At 49.0% G+C, this 2,314-nt stretch carries 2 protein-coding genes; one reads left to right on the top strand and one right to left on the bottom strand.

Going from position 1 to position 2,314, the window contains the following annotated elements:
• Positions 1-82 precede the first annotated feature (82 nt).
• Entirely contained in the window at positions 83-1,504 is a 1,422-nt protein-coding gene (locus tag QT974_RS22455; protein ID WP_333470637.1) for an HlyD family efflux transporter periplasmic adaptor subunit, read from the bottom strand.
• A 114-nt stretch (positions 1,505-1,618) separates the two neighbouring features.
• On the opposite strand from QT974_RS22455, the gene QT974_RS22450 reads away from it, so the two are divergent.
• Positions 1,619-2,227, top strand: coding sequence for a TetR/AcrR family transcriptional regulator (locus QT974_RS22450; RefSeq protein ID WP_333470636.1), 609 nt, complete (start codon positions 1,619-1,621; stop codon positions 2,225-2,227).
• The last annotated feature ends 87 nt before the right edge of the window (positions 2,228-2,314 follow it).

Raw genomic sequence — 2,314 nt, 5'->3', positions numbered from 1 at the left:
GATTGAAATCGCTTCTAGACAAACGATGTCTGCCTCCGCAGACTTAAGAGAAGATGCTATTTAAGGCGGATTTGACTGATGTTTAATTTCCGCCGATCGCAACTTTGACTTGCAAATTGGTCAAGCCCGCTACTTTTTGGCTGGAAGCTGCATCTAAACGCACTTTCACTTCCACAATTCGAGCATCAATATTGGCAGAAGGATCGGTGTTAACAATGTTTTGGCGCTGCACCTGCAAACCGATGTATTCGACACTTCCCTGCAATTCGCCCTTGAAAGAATCGCTAGTAATTGTGGCTGGCTGTCCAATCCGTACTTTGTCCACATCGCTTTGGTAGATTTCAGCCACCGCCAGCATTTCGCGAGTTTGTCCGAGTTCGACAATCCCGTCGTTTCCAACTTTTTCCCCAGGATGCGTGTGAATTTTGAGGACTTGAGCATCTCTGGGAGCGCGGATGTAAGCTAGAGCTAGATTGGCTTTGGCTTGTTTGGCGGCGGCTTGGGCGGAACTAACTTCGGCGGCGGCTGCTTCTATGTCAACGGGGCGCACTTCGGCGATGCGATCGAGATTTGCTTCGGCTTCGTCGATTTGCTGCTGGCGAGATTCCTGAATTTGGCTGAGTTTCGCTTGCGCTTCGTTAATCTGCTGCTGGCGAGATTGCTGAATTTGATTCAGTTTGGCTTGCGCTTCGTTAATCTGCTGCTGGCGGGATTGCTGAATTTGATTCAGTTTGGCTTTTGCTTCGTTGAGTTGCTGTTGGGCTGTTTCGGTGGCGAGGGTTTTGCTGTCGCTAGTTGAGGCAGAAATTGCTCCTTGTTGGTACAGTTGCGAGTAGCGTCGCTGTTCGTTTCTAGCGTTGCGGAGTTCGGCTTCTATGCGAGCAATTGCTGCTTGTTGGGTGAGAATTTCCCCTTGCTGTTCGGCTTTTAGGCGCGCAATGGTGGCTTGTTGGGCTGTAATTTCGGTGCTGCGATCGACTTCTAAGCGAGCAACGATCGCCTGTTGCGCTGCGATTTCATTGCTGCGATCGGCTTTTAAGCGGGCAATACTGGCTTTCTGGGCTTGAATTTCGCCGTTTTTGGCTCCTGCTTTCACTTTTGCGAGATTTGCCTTGGCGGCGCGCACTTGTTGTTGAGCTTGGTCAAAGGCTGCTTGCTGGCGATCGCGACTGTCCAAAATTGCGATCGTTTCACCTGTTTTCACTCTGTCTCCTTCTTTGACTAGGAGTCGATCGATCCTGTTTCCATCCGCCGCCCCAGATCCCGAAACTTTAATCACTTCTCCTCTAGGTTCCAATCGCCCCAAAGCTGTCACTGTGGTTAATTGGGATGCTGCGACGGCTGCTGCTGCGGTGGCTGCGTTGGGATCGGGAATGCGCGATCGCCAGATCGTGTAACCAGTAGTTCCTCCTGCGGCTAGAGTTGCTAGCGCTGCTACAACTACGAGTTGTTTAACTAAGGGTGAATTGGAAGATAAGCTTTCTGCGGTTAATCGGTGTACCATGACACACCTCATGATTTGGGTAGATATAAACTAAACGGTTTAGTTTATATTGAAATACTAAACCGTTCAGTATAATGATGTCAATACCCCAAGCAAAAATTACAGAAACCAGAGATGGCCAGGACTCAACCAATCGAACCAGACGCAACATTAGGTGATAAAAGCGAGCAAATCCTCAAAGGTGCGATGCAAGAATTTTTAACCCACGGCTACGCGGGTACGAGTATGGACAAGGTAGCCAAGACGGGGGGAGTTTCCAAAGCCACGGTTTACAGCTACTTTCAAGATAAAGAGGGATTGTTCGCGGCCTTGGTTCAGTGGCTGGCGCGAAAAAAAGTCCATTTTACAGTTCTGGATGAAGAACCCGCCGTAGCGCTGCGATTCATTGCCACAACTATATTGGATCAGGCGACGCACGAACCCGAATTTCTCAATTTCGTCAGGCTAGTAATTGCGGAGTCGGGGCGTTTTCCCCAGCTAGCGCAGACTTTTGTGAGAAACTTAGCTAAACCGGGTATCGATCGCCTGACTGAATATTTAACATTGCATCCAGAGTTAAAATTGCCCGATCCTCATGCGACGGCGCGGATTTTTATTGGCTCTCTGGTATATTTCCAGTTAACGCAGGAGATGATGCACGGTAAAGATATTATGCCCATGGAGCGCGATCGAGTAATCGACGCTCTGCTGCATTTGATTTTACCCCCGCCGTCGAATTCCTAAGCGAGGCTCTCTCGTATTTGTGGTGGTAACGTGAGCTAGTACCTAGCTAGCGAATAAATAGACAAAATGGTACACTTGTTGACAAAT

The organism is Microcoleus sp. BM001215392, from assembly GCF_036700185.1.
Classification (GTDB): Bacteria; Cyanobacteriota; Cyanobacteriia; order Cyanobacteriales; family Microcoleaceae; genus Microcoleus.
The sequence above is the reverse complement of the archived record's forward strand: the minus strand, read 5'-3'. Positions and strand labels throughout refer to the sequence as shown.